The 17521-nt window shown below is 52.3% G+C and carries 10 protein-coding genes; 6 read left to right on the top strand and 4 right to left on the bottom strand.

Annotation, left to right across the window (positions count from 1 at the left end; all coding sequences use genetic code 11):
* Positions 1-2: 2 nt before the first annotated feature.
* Positions 3-1100: a prolyl oligopeptidase family serine peptidase gene (locus J7I43_RS18130; protein WP_209147268.1), complete on the bottom strand. Its 1098-nt coding sequence runs from the start codon at positions 1098-1100 to the stop codon at positions 3-5.
* 189 nt (positions 1101-1289) lie between these two features.
* Between J7I43_RS18130 and J7I43_RS18125 the strand changes: the two genes are divergently transcribed.
* Positions 1290-3635, top strand: coding sequence for a GAF domain-containing protein (locus J7I43_RS18125; RefSeq protein ID WP_209147267.1), 2346 nt, complete (start codon positions 1290-1292; stop codon positions 3633-3635).
* On the opposite strand, the gene J7I43_RS18120 is transcribed toward J7I43_RS18125, so the two are convergent.
* Positions 3530-4756 (bottom strand): PepSY-associated TM helix domain-containing protein, encoded by a 1227-nt coding sequence (locus tag J7I43_RS18120; RefSeq protein WP_209147266.1) that lies wholly within the window; start codon positions 4754-4756, stop codon positions 3530-3532. The genes J7I43_RS18125 and J7I43_RS18120 overlap by 106 nt on opposite strands.
* A 93-nt stretch (positions 4757-4849) precedes the next feature.
* Between J7I43_RS18120 and J7I43_RS18115 the strand changes: the two genes are divergently transcribed.
* The 3 genes from J7I43_RS18115 (at position 4850) to J7I43_RS18105 (ending at position 7676) form a co-directional block, all read left to right on the top strand.
* The gene (locus J7I43_RS18115; protein WP_209147265.1) at positions 4850-5062 is read left to right on the top strand and encodes a FeoB-associated Cys-rich membrane protein; all 213 of its coding nucleotides are present in this window, start codon (positions 4850-4852) and stop codon (positions 5060-5062) included.
* A 38-nt stretch (positions 5063-5100) separates the two neighbouring features.
* Entirely contained in the window at positions 5101-5496 is a 396-nt protein-coding gene (locus J7I43_RS18110) for a RidA family protein (RefSeq protein WP_209147264.1), read from the top strand.
* A 110-nt stretch (positions 5497-5606) separates the two neighbouring features.
* Entirely contained in the window at positions 5607-7676 is a 2070-nt protein-coding gene (locus J7I43_RS18105; protein ID WP_209147263.1) for a CehA/McbA family metallohydrolase domain-containing protein, read from the top strand.
* Between the two features lie 5 nt (positions 7677-7681).
* Here J7I43_RS18105 and J7I43_RS18100 read toward each other — a convergent pair whose 3' ends face one another.
* A complete protein-coding gene (locus tag J7I43_RS18100; RefSeq protein ID WP_378108777.1) occupies positions 7682-9223 on the bottom strand; it encodes a sulfatase family protein in 1542 nt (513 codons plus the stop codon).
* 187 nt (positions 9224-9410) lie between these two features.
* Positions 9411-10316, bottom strand: coding sequence for a hypothetical protein (locus J7I43_RS18095; protein ID WP_209147261.1), 906 nt, complete (start codon positions 10314-10316; stop codon positions 9411-9413).
* Between the two features lie 366 nt (positions 10317-10682).
* Here J7I43_RS18095 and J7I43_RS18090 point away from each other — a divergent pair, with 366 nt between their 5' ends.
* On the top strand, positions 10683-11603 hold the full coding sequence (locus tag J7I43_RS18090; protein WP_209147260.1) for a hypothetical protein: 921 nt from the start codon (positions 10683-10685) through the stop codon (positions 11601-11603).
* 208 nt (positions 11604-11811) lie between these two features.
* Positions 11812-17520 carry a phage tail tape measure protein gene (locus J7I43_RS18085; RefSeq protein WP_209147259.1) on the top strand — a complete coding sequence of 1903 codons (5709 nt, stop codon included), beginning with the start codon at positions 11812-11814 and terminating at the stop codon, positions 17518-17520.
* The last annotated feature ends 1 nt before the right edge of the window (position 17521 follow it).

Here is a 17521-nt window from a genome sequence, read left to right as displayed (position 1 = left end):
TGTTATTTTTTCAGACAATAAATAAGGAATTGAAAGGCTTGTTCGTTGGAATGCGCATTCGGCGAATGTTCCGCGCGGTTCGTCATGGCTACGCGGTTTGTGTAACCCAGCAGCCTGTTCACGGCAATGGTATGGTTCAGCGCTACCCATTGCGCGGGCGTGTCTTCCGCTCCGCCGGAAACGAGGAATGGGCGCGGCGCCATCAATGCATGCAGCTCGTGCAGGTCGAACCCTTCTTTTACCAGCTGCGGGTACAGGCCGCGGGCGGGGTTTTCAGCAGAGATCAAACTTCTTTTCCGCCAAGGTTTCGGGGTGTAGCCAAGGTACCAGGGCTCCCAGTAATTCACGCCGGCCCGCGATTCGTTGAACACGATACCGGGATCGGACCACACGGCGCAGGCGAATTTTTCGTACAGGCACGATGCGAACATAGCCCATTTGCCGCCGAAGGAATGCCCTATGATGCCGATGCGCGATGCGTCCACAAAGGGTTCTTTCGCCAGGGCCTCAATACTGTTGGCCGCGGCGTATGCGAGCATAGACAGCGGCTGCACGGAGGCGTGCTGAATACCGGGGTAATACAACGAAAAGGTCTGGTCTTTGGTGGCCTGCGTAGTACCGATCGACAGCGTTACGAAACCCCTGCGGGCCAGTTGCAGCGCGAAATCGCGGTCTTTTTTATCGTCGAGGCCTGCGGCCGTTTCGGGATTGTAATACACGGCGATCACGGCAGGCTTTTTACCCGGAACGTCCGGCACCAGCAGGTATCCTTCCGTCCATTCGGACGGCGTCCAACGGTAACGTACCCGATATTGCGTAAAATTTTCGCGTCTGGCGGAATCGATGTATTGTAATTTTTGCGTCGTGTCCACAGCCGGCCAGCGGCCCATTTTATCGTGCCAGGTCTGCAGTATTTCTTTGCGGCGGCGCTGCCAGTCCGCGGCCGTTTTCACCGGCCTTCCATCGTAAAACTTCAGCGGGTTGCGGTAATTGCCGTATTGCCCTTTGTAAGCGGCCGGAACGGTAAAGAAGCTGTCTGCCTGCAGCACCTGGCTTTTAACGGGAATGGCAAGCAGCAATAATGCGTGGAATAATTTCATGCAGGGATGCGGTTGTGAGTTTCCGGCGTAAAAAATAATAAAACAAACCCGGCCGTCAAAGCTTCCGTGCAAAAAATTACGGCCGTAAATGCGGCGGTATGCCCCGGAATGTCGCGTACGCGGTCAATCCCGCCCCTCATTAACAGGAATTGCTTATTTTCATGCAACATTTAACCTGGCTTCCTTTCCATGGAAAAAACCATTCTCGATATTTCCGGCAACAGGGCGTTTACACTGGCGGTAGACGCTGCTATTTCGTTCCGGCCGTTTATGGCGCACATCGAAAAACGGGCGGCCGAAGAACAAGGCCTGAAAAAGAATTTTTACAACACCGTGCTGGAACGTTTCCGGGAAAAACCGGGCGTGGAGGACGATATCGCGCTGGAAGACATTCACCGTTACGAAGACCTGCTGGAATATCTCTACGCCGTGCTTTCCCCTACCCTTTCGTCTGAAAACGAAGTGGCATGGGGCCTCGCGTTCCCGCTTCAACCGATCCTTTTTTACGGCACCGCGCCCATTTACCATATGCTGACCAGCAATTTCAGGGGGCCGGAAGAGTTCACCATCTCCAAAACGCCGCAGGAATACCAGGTGGAGCGGCTGAAGCTCGTGTACGCTCTTATCCTGCAAAGGCTGTACAATTTCCATGCGCCGGTGAAAGTGGGTCAAACACACGCCTGGCAGCAGGAATCCTCCGGGTTGTACCGTTATTATCATACCGCGTTGAACGCCGATTTCCTGGAAGTGAGCGTAAAAGGCGAACTTCCCGAGCTGGACACCAACCAGCTGCACGCGCTGCTTTCAGGGCCTGATGGTTTTGCCGCGCTGGAGCACATCCTGCCGCTGCAACGTTTCCGGTTCAGGGGCATTTCGGTGGTGACGGCCACGGACGTTACGGCCACGCAGGCGGTGGAGAACATCCGGAACATAAGACTGACGGCCCTTCCCGGCGAAAGCAGGAAAGGGTACGACGATGTGGTATTGTCGCTGAAAACGCTGGTGCAGAACGAAAAGATCGAGTTCGACCTTTTCCCTTTTGTACGGGTGAACAACCGCGGCGTATTCGGTTATGAAAAAAGCGGCACCGGCATCCTGTTTTCCGTTTGGGGTGAAAACAACTTTACGCCGGACGAGTTCGCCAAAAACGTGGCGGCCTATTCCGCGCGGCCGGATGCATTTTTTTCCACGGACCTGGAGGACACAGCGCTGGAAAAAATATCGTTCGTACAAATGTTCCGCAAGCTGGGCGTGCGTTCGCTGGCACTAACGCCGGTATTTTACCAGGGAAAGGCCGTGGGCGTGCTGGGCATGCATACCTGGGGCAACGACCGCTTCGATGAAAAAACGCTGGCCCTGCTGGAGCCTGCCATCGCGCCGATCGCGCAGCTGATGCAGATCTATATCGACGAGTTTAATCTTGAGCTGGAAAACATCATCAAAGAAAAATTCACTTTCATACAACCGGCAGTGCAATGGAAGTTCAACGAAGCCGCATGGCATATCCTGCATTACAAAAAGAAAAACCTGTCCGTGGAAACCGAGCCCATCCGTTTCGAGCAGGTGTACCCACTGTACGGCGCCATCGACATCCGTAATTCCACGATGGAAAGGAACAAGGCCGCGCTGGCCGACCTGCGCGCGCACCTGCTGCTGCTTTCCGGCACGCTGGCAGCTTTAGGGCAGCATCACCAGTCCGTGATACTCGATGAAATGATCTTCCACAACCGCAAGTGGCAAAAAACGATCGAAGAAGGGCTGCTTCCCGCCACGGAGGAAGCCAATCTCAATTATTTCCTGAACGAAGAGATCATTTCCTACCTGCAGCATATTTCGGTGCAAACGCCTGCCGCGCGAGACAGCATCGCCGCTTTCCTGCACGTCGTGCGGCAGCCTGACGGGCCGGCACAACAGAACCGTTACGCGCTGGAGGTTTCCATGCAAAAGCTCAACACGGCCATCAACGCGTATTTCGAACAGGAAAAAGAAAAATTGCAGCAGTCGTACCCCTGCTATTTCGAAAAATTCAGAACAGACGGCATCGAATACGACATTTACATCGGGCAGTCCATTTCTCCGGCGCAGCCCTTCGACCATTTCCACCTGGAACACCTGCGCCTCTGGCAATTGTCGTCCATGGCCGCTATCGCCCGGCTTACGCGTTCGCTGCTGCCGGAGCTGCCCGTGGAACTGGAAACCACGCAGCTCATCTTCGTGCACAACCATCCCATCGATATCAGTTTCCGGACGGATGAAAGAAAATTCGACGTGGAAGGCGCGTACAACATCCGTTACCAGATGATCAAAAAACGCATCGACAAGGTACATGTGCGCAATACCGGCGAAAGGCTTACCCAGCCCGGGAAAATCGCGCTGATCTATTTCAATAAAAGAGATGTGGAAGATTATCTGCCGTACATCCAGTACCTTCAGGAAAGCGGCGCCATCGACCCGGGAATGGAAGAGCTGGAGCTGGAAGACCTGCAGGGACTGAGCGGGCTGCGGGCTTTGAGAGTGAGTGTGCGGTATGAATAACCGGGGCTCGCGCCTTTCTTCTTTTTCTTCTTTTTACCCCACCAGATGAGGAAACCGGTTACCGGCAACGAAGCGGTGATCAACGCGGCCAGGAGCATGAGCAGCCTGCCGGGAATGCCGAAAATGCTGCCCACATGAATGTCGTAGGTCATGCGCGAGGCCTTTTCAGCGATCGACGCGTTTTCATATTTGCCCATGTAATTCACGGCTATTTCGGCGCCCGTATGCTGGTCGAAATAATGATAGTTGCCGTTGTAATACTGGCTGCCGCTGGGGTATGCGCGACAGGCGACCACGGCAGAATCGTTCGCCGGGATCGTAACGCTGTAGCCTTCCGCGCCGGGGTACATGGCCATTACCTTTTCAAAGGAACGGTTGATCACGCTGCTGTCTTTCACGGCGGCCCGGTCCGATTTTAACACGGCAACAGGCCGCGCCTTTCCGCCGCTGAACAGCCAGAACTCCGCATCGCTCACCCATTTGAAGCTCCATACCAATCCCGTGAGCACTGCGAAAATGATCACCCAGCTGGCGTAAAAACCGAACACGTTATGCAGGTCGTAATTAAGCCGTTTGGGCGAGGCGCCCCATTTCACCTTGAAGCTGCTTTTCAGGCGGGCGACGTTGCGGGGCCACCACAACACGATGCCTGAAATAATGATCACCAGGAACACCAGCGTACCGTAACCGACGACGTGGTGACCGATCTTCTGGGGCAACCAGAGGTTCATGTGCCCGTCGAGGATAAATTTGAAGAACTCCTTCTGCCGGTCGAGCACTTTGATTACCTCGCCGGTGTAGGGATTGACGTAAACGTTGTGATAGAAGTAAGGCTCGCGGCGGAAGAACTGTACAATGGGCACCTCGCCTTTTTCCCTTTCGCCGTAAAGAATACGGAACGCTTTCATTCCGCCCATACGTTTTTCCGCGGCGGCCTGGAGGACCGTCACGGGCTGAAAGGGTTTGTTTTCAACCGTTACGAAGCGGTAAGGCTCTGTAATATTGGATATCTCGGGCTGAACGGCGTAAATTGCCCCGGTAACCGCCACGATAAAAACGATCAGCCCGGCGATGAGGCCGAGCCAGAGATGAAGCCATCCGAATATCTTTTTCCAGTTCATAGTTGAAAACTGACGCGAAACTAGGGATCAATTTCTCCCCGGGTTTATCAATTCGGGAAAATCTTTTGCATAAAAGGGAAAAACGGCCGTGAAATGGCACCGGTTTTGGGAGGTATTCCTAAACCGTTCACCATGGGCATCCCCGATATCATGTTATTAATGCTGATCGTACTGGCCGCCATCGCGCTGGTCGTATTTTTTATCCGGCGAAACCGCCGCGACCGGAAGGAATTGTTCCCGCCGGGGCCTGACGATCCTGTGGAAGTGAACAAAACCATTACAAAGGAAAGGGACGACGAACTGTAAAGTTTGCACGAAAAAACAAACCTGAAAACTGCTGTATCATGACAGTCAAACCTCTCAATCCCGAAGGGATGCTCAGGTCGCCCGCTTTCTCCCAGGCGATCGTTACCGAAGGCCCCGGAAAAACGATTTACATCGGCGGTCAGAACGCCGTGAATGAAAAAGGCGAAACCGTTGGCGGGAACGACTTTAAGGCGCAAACGGAACAGGTGATGAAAAACATCGCCACCGTGCTGGCCGCTGCCGGCACTACGTTCGACAACGTGATAAAACTCACGATCTGCGCGGTGCAGGGCAACGACCTGCGTGCCGGTTTCGAAGCGGCACAGCCTTTCATGAGCAAAACGGCGCCGCCCCCGGTCGTTACGGTCCTGGTAGTGGCGGCCCTCGGTCATCCAGACTACCTGGTGGAGATCGATGCCATCGCGTATATGTAAACAATCTTAAAAATAACTCAACGTTTTGACGGAGACTGCGGATCGTGTGAATAACTTTGATTCCTCAATTCAAAAAATTATCTTGGGGAGCAAATCCACAAAACCGCGTCATGAAGTTCTCCGTATTATCCGTGATTTCCTTATTGGTGGCCACTTTTGCCATGGCCCAGGTAAAAGTTGACCTGAAAAAATTCAAACCTTCCAATGGTGCGACCGCCATTCAGCGCGGCCAGTTGCTCGAAATCGCCTGGCCGGCAGGTCCTTCCTCCCAAGGCAAAATCGTTTTAGACCTGGCATCCAGCCGACCGCTCTTTAAAACGGTTTCGCTTGGAAATCAGCAGATCACTTCGCAGACAGACCCCGCTTTTGTGCTGACCGTCGGCAAAAGAGACCTGCTTTCCCAAAACAGGTGGAACATTTTTTTTGACAAGGTACCGAACAGGCCTTATCAATCTTACCCCGTATCGCTTAAAAAAACATCCGCGTCCGTAAGAACGGAAGGCAGCCGCACGATCGTAAGCGTCGGGCCGATGTCTGCCGAAACTTTCACCGGCTCGCTTGAAATCACTTTTTATAACGGCAGTCCTTTATTCAATATCGCGGCGGTGCTTACCACCGAAAAAGATGCCAAAGCGATCGTGTTCGACGCGGGCATGACCAGCAAAAATCCCGACTGGAAACAGGTTTCCTGGATCAATACGGGCGACAGCCTCGTACAAACGAAAATAAACGCGAGTTCGCCTGCGCGCCCCGAAGCCGTGAAATACCGCAGCATCGTGGTTTCTGGCGAACAGGGCGCAATGGCGGTGTTTCCGCCGCCGCATCAATATTTTTACCCGCTCGACGAAGCGTTTAACCTGGAATTTACCTGGCATGGCAGCGGTTACCGGCATATGGTAGACGGCTACGGCGTTGGTATCAGGCAGGAGCTGCAGGGCGACCGGCGTTTTGTGCCCTGGTTCAATGCCCCTCCCGGTACAAAACAGCGGTTGAATTTCTTTTGCCTGCTGAGCGCGGAGAACGACGCGGCCGCATTGTCTGCCGTTAAAAAATTCACCAACAACGACCAATACGCGGAGCTTCCGGGCTTCAAAACCATGTCCAGCCACTTCCACAACGAATTCGTGATGAAAGTGATGATGGCGGGGAAACCGGTGCCCGAGCATCCCGAATTCGTGAAAGTGTTTAAGGATATGGGCGTGGACATCGTTCACCTTGCGGAATTCCATTATACCGCCGATCCGCGCGGGCCGGACGAGAAGCGGCTGCCGCAGCTGAAAGCGCTTTTTGATCTGTGTGAAAAACAATCGGACGGGGAATTTTTATTGCTGCCGGGGGAAGAACCGAATGAATTTTTCGGCGGGCACTGGCTGGATATTTTTCCGAAGCCGGTGTACTGGGTGATGTCCCGCAAACAGGGAACGCCTTACGTGGAAGAAAAGCCGGGTTATGGAAAAGTATATCACATCGGCAACAAAGAAGAAATGCTGCGCCTGCTGGAAGATGAAAAAGGCCTTGCATGGACGGCGCATCCCCGCACAAAAGGCTCCGTGAATACGCCGGACATTTACAACCACGAACAATTCTTTTTATCGGACCGATTTATGGGCGCCGCCTGGAAAGCCATGCCGGCGGACCTTTCACAGCCGCGCCTGGGCTTACGGGTGCTGGACCTGATGGACGATATGAACAACTGGGGCGTTAAAAAAACGGTGATCTGCGAGGCCGACCTGTTCACCATCACGCCGCAGAACGAGATGTATGCGCACATGAACGTGAATTATCTCATGCTCGACAGACTGCCCGCATACAAAGACAGCTGGCTTCCCATTCTCGACGCCATGCAGCACGGCCGTTTTTTCGGCACCACGGGCGAAGTGCTGATGCCGTCGCTGAAGATCAACGGGCATATTTCCGGTGACAGCCTGCAACTGCCGGCGGGAGGTATCGCCAATATCGTGCTTAGCCTTCGCTGGACGTTCCCGATGAATTTTATAGAGATCATTTCCGGCGACGGCGAAAAAGTTTACCGTGAAAAGATCGACCTGCGCGACACGAAGGCGTTCGGCGAAAAAACTTTCAACATCGACAGCAAGCTGGCCGGCCGGAAATGGGTGCGTGTAGAAGCCTGGGACGTAGCGGCGAACGGTGCGTTCAGCCAAACTTTTTATCTCCGGTAGTCCAGTTATAATTCCTTTTTCAGCACTTCCACCGCGTCGGTATCTTCATACTGAGCGATCAGTGCGTTCAGTTGCTTTTTGAGGCCGGCGGCCAGTTTTTCGTATCCTTTTTTACCGTAGAGGTTGCGCATTTCCTTCGGATCGTTTTGCAGGTCGTACAATTCCCAGCCTTCCACGCGTTTGTAGAACCTGATGAGCTTGTAGCGGTCGGTTTTGATGCCGAAGTGCGGGGAAACGGCATGCTCGCCATTTTCATAATAGTGATAATAAAGCGCGTCGCGGCCCTTTGCGGCGGGCTTGCGGAAGAGCGGAAGAATAGACCGGCCCTGCACTTCGGCCGGCACCGGAAGTCCCGCCGCATCCAGCATGGTGGGCGCAACGTCGAGGTTCATCACAAGATCTTTATTCACCGTGCCCGGTTTGATCACGCCCGGATAACGCATCACCATCGGCGTGCGGAAAGATTCTTCGTACATAAACCGTTTGTCGAACCAGCCATGTTCGCCCATGTAAAAACCTTGGTCGCTGATGTACACTACAATGGTATTTCGGGAAAGGCCATGCTGGTCCAGGTAATCGAGCGCTCTGCCGATGTTCCGGTCCAGCGAGGCGGTGGTGCTCATGTAATCGCGCATGTACCGCTGGTATTTCCATTCCGCCAGTTCTTTTCCCTGCAGGTTGCGCGCGCGGAGATCGGCTTCGATGGGCTTGTAATAGGCGTCGAACTTCGCGCGCTGGGCGGGGTTCATGCGTTCTACCGCCGGTTCCTTGCCGTTTTTGCTGTAGGAAAGCATTTTCAGGTCGTACCCGGGGAGCATGTCTTTCGCCACGCTCATTTCCTGCACCTGCGCCGCTTTGCGGCCTTCGTAGTTATCGAAATAATTGTCCGGCACCGGGAAATTCACATGATCGAACCGCCCAAGATCGGTTGTATCGGGGTGCCAGGTGCGGTGCGGGGCTTTATGCCCGATGACGAGGCAAAAAGGGCGCGTAGTGTCGCGGCGGTCCAGCCAGTTTTCCGCTTCGTCTTCAATAATGTTGGTGGCATATCCTTCTATTTTTTCGCGGCGGCCGTTCATGACGAGGAAATCGGGGTTGAAATACTGGCCCTGGCCGGGCAAGATCTTCCAGAAATCAAAGCCGGTGGGCGTGCTTTCCAGGTGCCATTTGCCGATCCAGGCGGTTTGGTAGCCTCCTTTCTGAAGATCTTTTACAAACGTGTACTGGCTGCTGTCGAAATAAGAATGTTCGTTGTCTTTGAAGCCGTTCTTATGGCTGTATTTGCCCGTCAGGATCACGGCGCGGCTGGGGCCGCAGATCGAATTGGTGACGTACGCTTTGTTGAACACCACGCCTTCGCGGGCAATGCGGTCGATGTTCGGCGAAGCGCCGTATGGGCCGCCATATGCGCCGATAGATTGAAAACTATGATCGTCTGACACGATAATGACGATATTGGGGCGCTGTTGCGCCGTTGCCGTGGCGGCAGTTATCAAAAAGAGCAGCGCAAGCGCGGGCTTGCTGATGAGAGGTATGTTCACGGTCATTCGTTTGTTTAAGGGCTTTTGCGGCGTTCGTGCCGACCGTTGAAGATACGCTTTCGGAAGGCCGTCTGCAAGAGGTGAGGCGGAATAAATCTGCAGAACTGATTTTTGACCGAAACATTGGCACAAAAAGGAGCAATAAAAAAGGCTGCCTCACGGTCGATGAGGCAGCCCTTCTATTATATCCAAACTACGGCACCTGTCTGCAATAATAGAGCACATTATCCCTGTCGTTCGTATTCCAGGCATAATTTAATGTCTTGTTCAAACTCCCTTCGCCTCCCAATGTGCCCCAGCTGCCGGTGGGATATTTCCCGTGGGCAAGCCCGCCGCTGACCACAATCGCTACGTGGCCGTTGTTGCGGGGCGGGGTATGATCGGAAGATTTTAATCCCGCCACAACGAACCAACCGGCGTCTGCCTTGCCTTTGGCGGCCACGCCATTGTCCAGTTTCGTCCACCCTGCGCCCTGGATCTGCGTCACGATGCTATCCGCATTGCCGGCAAAGATGATCCCGAATTCTTTTGCGACGGCTGTGGCGAAGCCGCTGCAGTCCGATTTGTGATCCTCAAATTTATCTCCGCACGTATCGATGATCTTTTGCGCGGTAGGGTCTATCAGCGATCGTTTGTATGGTTTGGGAGGAACGGGTTTGCCCAGCACGATACGCTCCAGCAAGGGAACGATAAGACCTGTATAAAGTATCAGCACAAGGGAAGCCACTTTTGCATCGTACAGGCATTTTATTTGTTTTATCTCACACCACCACGCTATAAAAAGCATATCGCCGATAGCGAATAGCCATACGATAAAAGAAATGGTCGCGATAATAGCGTGAAATACCGCGCGTTTGACGGGTTTGGGCTCTTCAGGCAAAGACGTTGGTTTGTCTATCACCGCAAAATAGGTCCAGATGGGCGTCAGCACCAGGATAATGATCACCGTTACTTTATATGCCGAAAGATTTATGGCCTCTCCGCCTACCGGTTTTAATATGCCGGCGGCGGCGGTGTAGACGGCGATTACTTCTGCGGGAATGTACTTGATGATCTTGGACAGATAATTGTCATCGTTCGTTACAGTGGGGCGAAGCATATTATTTTGGTTTTAGGAATGAATAAGACGTACAGGTATCAGGTGTGCTCCGGCTAATGGGTATCTAAAGATAACGATAAACGAATTTATTTGTAAAATTGGATTTTACTTTATATCTTTAATATACATCGCTTTATCACCGCTCTGTCGAGACCCCGTGACCCCGTTTGACGTATTGTCCCCGGTGATGAATTCCTATACTCCGAGTTACCTATCGTGTCCCGTTGCAGCCGGACGAATGTTTTCTTTTCTCAATTGTTCTTTATGTATATCCCTTTACGACTGTCAGGTTGTTTCCTGGTCCTTATACTTTGCTGTTCCTGCGCGCGGCCAATTCACAGGGATGGGTATGTTATTAATGATGATATGAATTGGGCCGCATGGTACGAATTTGCAAGATCCTCGGATGGAGCAGCCTCTGAATATATAAAAAATATAAACCCCGGCACTATTCTCCGCCTGGATTGTTATACCGCCACGCTCCCCACCACTACAGGCGTGTCTTACCTGATGCCGCTGCACTATACCTTCGAGATCCCCATCAGGTACGTGGGACTACGTTATGGCACTTTGAAAAGTTATGAGAGGGATTTTTTGCTTGCCTACCTGGCTACCAATATCAAAAAAAAATTCCCGGAGGGCATCCCGGAGGACAAATCCCTGGTGCATCTCTGGAATTACCTTATGAGGCACCTGGTACTGGTACAAGATGCAAAAAAAACTTCGCCTGCTAAAGTTAAGGTCGAATATAAAGACCTCCGGGAATTGTTTGATTCTATCCCTGCATTTCGCGAATGCCTGGCGTTCCAGGAAGGTGAGCAGCAGGATTTAATAGTACCCCGTTCGATAGAAACAACTGAAAGCATTAAAGACTTTTTCCAGGGCAGTTTAAGCGGACATGTAGCGACGAAATCATTCTACAAAACCAACCTAAGCGACCGGTATTTCTCCTATGTTTCTTATACCGTTATTGTAGACGATGTTTCTTACGACAAACACCAGGCCACCCGGGAACTTTCCACCTGGTCCGTCTATGACTGGGTCAATTCCGGCATACCCGTTTACGAGGAAGAAAAACAACTCAGGTTTATCGTCTTCAAAAAACATCACGGACGCTACTCCATTAATTACAATGGCGAAGAGGCGGGCCGCACCGTACGTTATCAGCAATACCCTCAAAATATGCTGTCGGGTTCCGGCCGCAATAAAAGTATTTCAGAAGAAGATCTTACGAGTATTTTTCCTAACGCGGTTAAGCGCCTCGTCTATAAAAAGCCTCACGAGTAAATAATTTCATATGGAATTCATCGTTTTTGGCCGGAAGTATGATCTTTCCGAAGCCGCTAGCGTCCCAATTGAATGGAATGGTCAGCATGTCGGTTCCCTGGTGATGTCGGGCGGGAAGCTAAATATTGAATTTACGAAGGATATTTCGTTTTCAGAGGCCACTCATAATGGCATTGCTGTTAGTATAAAAAGCGGTGTAAAGATTTCAATGAATATTTCCACCGGCGCGGGCACGTTATCAGGCAACCTCTCGGTAAAGATATTCGATGTAACTCCGACGTCTGTCGCGGTGAAATTAGGGACAGGCAGCGAATTGCGATTTTTCATCCCGCTCAGCGACCCGCTGAATAAAAAAGCTTATGACAGCGTTTGGCGAGGCAATTTTTCACAATACGAAAACATGTTGCTGCAGGGCGGAACGGCCAGCCGGGTGATGGTGGAGGCCTTCTGTATCGACCTTTCGGAAAATAACATTGACCTGTTCGTGCGTTCCGACCAATCCTGCTTGATCAATGACGGAATGCTGATCCTTCCGCCTCCGGATGACGAAAGCATCGGTTTTTCCCAGGATCTTGCTTTTAACAGGATCAAACTAACACCCGGCGGCGGAATACGTTTGCTGTTGGAGCCGCAATTTAAATACCTGCCATTTTTCCCCGACATGATCAGCGTTCGCGAAGAGATCATCCAAAGGAAACAGGAAATACAGCTTAAATATCAAATGGCGCTGGTGAATGGCGTGCTTTGCCTGGAAAAATTGCCGGATGCAGGCAGTAGGGCGAAATGGGTCGGAAAACCCTTTTCCACCTGGGAGCCAATGTTGCTGATACCGAATCTTTCCGACGGGAACAGCTACCCGCTTGCTCTCAAACCTGGCAGCGGCGATTTCGGCATTAGTTTCCGTTCAGGTCACGATGTTTTACAGAACGATACATCGCCGCAATCTTATGAAAAGACCATACGCGGGCTTTCAATAGACGAAATTCCAAACGGCACGCTGCATGAGCTTTCATTTAAAACCATCGACTGGGAAAGAAAGGAACGACAATTGTACGGCGTAAAATTCGGGAACAGCGAAAACAAAGAAGCCCTTGAATCTCCTTTCTGGCTTATGTCTTCAGGAGAAGTGAAGGTGAACGACGATCCGCCCGCAGTTGTGTACAGCAGCGCTAAAGGCGCCTGGTTTGAAAGAACGGGCGCCAATCCCCCGAATATTTCCCTGAAAACGCAACCGGTTACACTCGGCAATGAATCCATCTATCACATCCTCACTATAGCGCTCAAGCCCCAGGAATGGACCTTTCACACCCAATACGAAGAAAGGGAAAGTTTCACGCCGGCCGGCGCCGTTGCAGGCAGCCAGGTGTTTAATATAGACAGCCGGAAATTCAAGACACAGACCACAGACCCCTTCGAGCTTCCGGCCACAGACCTTTTGCTCGGCGCGTCCAATATCAGCGACCCTTCCGGCAAAAACGTCACCCAGATCCTGTCTGACGTACAGCAGAAAATCGCCCGCCTGAACGACCGGTTTAAAACGTTCACGTCCGTGCCGGAAAACCAGGAACATATCCAGGGGTTTGCGCGCACCTACAACGGCGCGGCGCCGCTGACGGCCGACACCGTCTTCCTCTCCCCCATGGCTAAAGCGGAACACCTGGCAGACGTGCTGCCCGGCGATGTCCAGATCAGGCCCAACACCGTGACCTTCGCGCACGGGGAATACAGGGGATTAAAAAGGGCATTGCTACCGCCCGCGAAAAAAACAAAAATGGCCGCCATCACGGCACAAAATATCTTCGACCGGCTGCATCACCTTTGGAACGACTATCTTTTCCTGATGGAAGGAACGGCAGACCCCGCATTAAAAAAAGCGGCAACCGCCATCCAACGGATCAGGATATACCTGGAGAATCTCCAGGACGAACAGGAGATGAGCGAGCTTCGGGTACATTTTCGCGACGATATTTACTACAGATTGAAGCTGGAAATACTCGCGCCTTCCAATGCCGCCATAGCAGCATGCCTCCATCGCATCAAAACATTGGTCAATGGGAATCTCAACGCCATCCCGGGCTTGGGCAAACGCCTGAAACAGGTGCAGCAAAAGGTGGAAGATCTTACGGCAGCCACACTGAAAACCGAATGGAACAAAGGCTGGAGCGCACTTACTACGGAGGCCGACAAGGTACTTTATGCGCTGTTCGACGTTGTATATAAACAATTCGACAGAAGTATATTAAACAAGCTGCTGGAGATCGCGTACGCTACGGGCACCGCTCATACGTGCATCAGGGAAGAAGTGACCAATGTTTTTTCATACCTGCAGATCACGCAGACGGAACTGGATGCTTTCCGGGAGACAGTGGAAGAAGAAATCGACGAACTGCTCAGCGAAGTAATGCAGGGCGCAGACCCCTACCTCGACGATCTGAAGGAATTATGGGAGAAAGTAGACCCGGCCGAGACCGGTTGCGCGGAGATGGCGCTCGATGAAATGAAAGCAGTGTATGGGCCTCACTTCGGCGTCAAGACGTTCGCGAATATCCTCAAAGACCTCAAAAGAGGCAATTCCACCACCAAAGCCACTGCCGAAAAAGTGATCCGCTGCCTGGAACAGCGCCTGAAACAAAAGATCAGGAAAGCCCTCCTGAAAGCCTGGGAAGATATTGCAGCAGGACCTTGGGCCACGATAGAAGCCTGGCTGAATGAAAATTTCGAGGAATACCAGGAAGACATTTGGGCATTTTACAGCTTCATTCTCGAAGCGGAACAGATCAAAGCCCGGGTAGAACAATATCTTGTCACCATCAAAAAGATCGCCGCCATTACAAAACCGGCAGATCTCAAGGCGTTGAAGACCGATCCGGGTTTCAAGGAAATTTACGATGAAGCTTCGCGCGTTATCCAGAAAGAATACGGCGATGACCTGAGAAATCTCGAAAACATCCCGCAGCAGGAGTTCGAGAAGCTGGTAGACCGGCATTGGGAAAAGATACTGTTCGTTGCGCTCACGCTGCAATACGTGATAGACGAATACCATTACTGGAAAGATATCATCGCCCGGCTGAAAACGGCCGTGGATGATATCCGTTTCAGCATTACCCGGTTTATTACAGACCTGAACGACGATGCAAAACGGAAAGCCATGCTGCGCGTGCTGGTGCGATACCTGCTCGAAAAATACCAGGTGCAGCTGTCCCTGGCGGACCTGCGCGTTGATCCCCCGCAATATATCGTTTACAGCAAACACCTTTCTTTTAACACCAGCCAGGAATTTAAAAAGAAGATGGAAACGCTGCTGAAGAAGCTGCATCTTCAAAAACTGGTATTGTGCAAAATGGGAGGCGACAAACAGTGGGACCAGTCTTTCAGCGAGTCGTCCGTCTATATCCTGAAACTCGGCAATGATATGGACATGCGTACGATTTTGCAGGAGATCAACAATACAAACAAAAAACCCGGCCTGCGCAACGGTCCTTTTAACGACGAGCGTTTGTCAGACAAAGAAGAAAAAAGCCCCCTTCAGCAACTGATCGACGACCTGCATCCCGATATGAAGGAATCCAAATGGCGCGGCATATTCATTTACAAACCTTTTGCCGATATCCGGCGCGACAAGCTGCTGGGCGACCTGCTGGGGAAATCCAGCCTGCAGATGCAATATGCAGCCATCGGCGGTACCAGTTACCCGGAGCCGGGCAAACCGCCGGAGATCCCTTTCAACATCTATGCGCGGGTAAAGGAAGAAGCGCAGAAGATGGAGATGGAGCTGGGCGGCAGGGAAGAAACAAAGCCGGATGCACACCTCACGCTGGTAAAGTTCGATGCTCTTATCAAAAACACGCGCCTGGAATATGGCGACGCCATCTTGCAGCTGGACTTTCTGAACGTATTCAGCAAAAAATATCCCTGCGCAAAGAACGACCGGATCATGATACGCGGCACAGTGCCTGCGCAGGCGCCCGGGGACAATACGCCGCGCGATTTCGAATTTGCGGTGACTTTTGAGCCACAACGCGAGTTCAAAGACCTGCCCGGCTTCCTCGACAGCCTGCAGCTGCGCGGCATCAAAGCGTCGCGGCAGGCCGGCAGGTCGGTACTGGAGATCGATGCAACACTGCGGTTCAGGGAATTCGGGCCGGTGAAATATGTGAAATACCTTTCGCTGCGGAACTTTTACATCATCCTCCCCTCTTCCGCCAACGGTACGGAGAACCCGGCCGGCAAACCCCGGGGGGTGAACTTCGACATCGGCGCGATCGATTTTTTGCTGGACAAACCCCGGCCGGTCAATTTCTGGGGAATGGAGCTCCGGCCGCGCGGAATGGGATATATCAAAAGATACGAAGGAGCGCTTGCACAGAATTTCAGCAGCAACATCATATGGATGAGCGGTGCAGAGCCTCCACAGGGCAATTCGCTGACCTACCTGAAAGTGGACGTACAATTCAGCAAACTGCCGGCGCTGGGCGGCGTGAACGTAAAAGACCTCAAACTGGAAGGAGTGCTCGCCGTTGGCGTAAAAAACAGCAAGCCCGATCCTGCGAAACCTTTTTTTGGCATCGCGGGGCTCAATGCGAAAGAGATTTCCATCGACCTGTTCCGTTTTATTTCGCTGTACATCAAAGACCTGCTGATTCAAAAAGGCACTATCGGCCCCGGCAATATGCCGGTCACTTTTATGGGCGCCCGCCAGATCGACCTCAAAATCCTGGACTGGTCGCCGCTGGGTAAAAATGCGGAATTCGGCCTGGCATTTCTTCACAACGATCCGGAAGGCAACACCGCAGACCAGAACGCTTCTCCCAGAACAGGCATGATAGCGGCCTACAGCAAACCAGGCGGCGCCAGGATCGGCGTATTGCGGCTGCACTGGGTATTGCTGGCCAATAATATCGGCTTCAGCACGGATATTCTCAACCACCTTCTTTCCCCCGCAAAAGGCGACGATAAACCCATGAAGGATATGATGGAGAGGATATTCAAAGGCATCCAGCAAAGCAAACACGGCCAGTCGTTCAAAGACATTTTTTTCACGCCCAATTCCGGCTGGCTGTTTGGCGTGTCTTTCGCGATCGCCGGCATCCTGGACCGCTGTACGCTTATCCTCCACGATCAATATTATTACGGCATCATGATCGCGTCCAAACAGGCCTGGTTTAAAGAACTGTTTGGAGTAGACGCGCTTTCACTGGCATATATACCCGGGCCCGTCAAACAAATGGACCGTTTCAGAACGGAATTCAGCCTGCCCAGGCTGGACCTGATGGGCCCCATGCAATCCGGCCTCGTAGCCCTGGAAGGCAATTTGAACCGGGATGCGCTGATAGATTTCGGTTTCCCCTGGAAGTCTGGCAACACCTATCTCTGGCACCGTACTTTCAGTTACGCCGCGGGCATCTACGAAACCCGTTTCGGTTTTTATTTCGAAAAACGTACGGATGTTGCGGTGCGTGGCGAACAAACCATCACTATCGGGGCTGGCGTGGCACTCTCTTACGGGTATAAGGTGGGAGCGCGTTCCCCTTTCGCGTGGGCAGAAGCCGGTATATCCGTCACCGTTATATTGATGGGCTCCGTCACCTTCCAGTTTGAAAAAGGCGGCAGCGAAATCACCCTGTTCAAAGGCTCGCTGCAAAAAATAGAAGTGATCGGCGTGATCGGAATCTATGCCTATGCAAAGGGCGGCATCAACTACTGGGTGCTTACCGCCGAGATCAAGGCGGAAGTGGTAGCCGCACTGGCCGGTCACCTGATATACATGCCGCAGGGTAACAGTTCGCTGACGTTCACCGCAACGCTCAGCGTTTCCTATTCCGCTTCCTGCAGGGTAAAAATGGGATTTATCAAGATAACCGTGAGTGTCTCCGGAAGCTTTTCTTATGACGTTTCCGGAAGAATAGCGCTTAACTAAC

Source organism: Chitinophaga chungangae, from assembly GCF_017742215.1.
Lineage (GTDB): Bacteria > Bacteroidota > Bacteroidia > Chitinophagales > Chitinophagaceae > Chitinophaga > Chitinophaga chungangae.
Note: the sequence above shows the minus strand (reverse complement) of the source record. Positions and strands in the feature narration are given on the sequence as shown.